1 protein-coding gene is annotated in these 931 nt (G+C 57.4%); it reads right to left on the bottom strand.

All coding sequences use genetic code 11. From position 1 onward, the window contains the following. On the bottom strand, positions 1 to 931 hold a 931-nt coding region (locus tag CWI84_RS11700), incomplete at both ends, for a hypothetical protein (RefSeq protein ID WP_198674525.1).

Raw genomic sequence — 931 nt, 5'->3', positions numbered from 1 at the left:
TATTGACCAAGGTGCCGTTGCTGCGCGCCAGGGTCATGCTCTGCTTGGCATACACGCTACCCGCGCCATTAACGCTGTTTTCAATCCGCACATCCCCGGCACTGGCAATACGGCCACCGCTGTTGTCTATCGTGCCCTGATTGCCCAACAACAACTGGCCACTGCCTGCATGGATCAGTTGGCCACTGTTACGCAGATCACCGCCCAGGCTCATACTGTCGCTGCTGTTATGCAACACGCCTTGGTTGGTTAGCTGCGCGACATCCAGCACTAAGGTCTCTGCGCCGGTATCGGCATTCACCAACACCCCAGTGTCGGTGTTCAGCAGCTGCTGACCTTGGTAATTTCCGCGGTCGCTTTCTATCCGGCCGCTATTCTCAAGCAAGTCAAAGCCTGTCACCGCAACATCACTGGCCGCCACCGTACCGGTGTTGGTAAAGGTATCGGTGTCGATAGCTAGGCCCGCGTCACTGTACAGCAGGGCATCGTTGGTGATGTCGGTCACGGCTAATGCCAGTTGCTCGGTCGCCGACAGCGTACCGGTGTTATCTAAGGTATTCGCCGCAAGCGTTAACGCGCCGCTAGAGGCAACGGTGCCACTGTTGGCCACCGTATCGGCGTGCAGCGTCAAGGCACTGCTGTTATCGCCACGGGCTACAATCACGCCGTTGTCATTCAGCAGCTCTCCTGTGCTCAGTTGCAGTTGTGTGGCACTGAGTTGGCCATCGCGATTATTCAGCGCTCCGGCATTGGTTGCCACGATACGCTGCGCCGCCATCTGCCCTTGTTGGTTGCTCAGCGTCTCAGTCTCAAGCGCCAATACACCGATACTTTGGATCAAGCCTTGCTGGTTATCCAACTCACCACTGCGGGTGCGCAGGGTCATGCGGTCGTTGGTGGCTTGTATCACGCCATCGCGGTTACTTAACTG

The sequence above is a fragment of the Idiomarina tyrosinivorans genome (genome assembly GCF_003987475.1).
Lineage (GTDB): Bacteria > Pseudomonadota > Gammaproteobacteria > Enterobacterales > Alteromonadaceae > Idiomarina > Idiomarina tyrosinivorans.
Note: the sequence above shows the minus strand (reverse complement) of the source record. Positions and strands in the feature narration are given on the sequence as shown.